Here is a 479-nt window from a genome sequence, read left to right on the forward strand (position 1 = left end):
TTCACCCAAATCATGTGGGCGGTGCCGGTCATCTCGCTGTACGCCTTCAGTCTCTATCTCGCGCGAGTCGTCGTCACGGCCAAGCGTGGCAGCGAGAAGTTAGACCTGAAAGGCACCGCAACAAAACACTGGAACCTCCTCGCCGGCACCGGCGTCGGCGGCGGGCTCTTAGTCTACGCGTTCTACGAGTACGAGGGCATCAAGCTCGCGAACGATGCGCTCGTCGCCGTCGGGAGTCAGTACAGATTCCTCGAACCGGGGTCGCAACTGGTTCTCAGTGCGTTCATCGTCGCTGGCGTTCTCGTCGCCCTCTTACTGGGCCTCGCGTACCTCGTCTTCCGCGATATTCAGCAAATCGAGCGGACGCAGGTCGGCGTCGGTGACCCCACGAAACTCGACCTCTCGGCGCTCGACGCGGACGGAATCCGCGCCGCGCCGCCCGAGGCGTTCGCCGACCGCGAGGAAAACGAAATCATGGG

General features: G+C 62.8%; 1 pseudogene. It reads left to right on the forward strand.

Annotated features, from left to right (window positions below):
- Positions 1–479 (forward strand): annotated as a pseudogene (locus C5B90_RS20100) (preprotein translocase subunit TatC); the annotation flags it as partial.

This window comes from Haloferax sp. Atlit-12N, from assembly GCF_003383095.1.
In the GTDB taxonomy this organism is placed as follows: Archaea; Halobacteriota; Halobacteria; order Halobacteriales; family Haloferacaceae; genus Haloferax.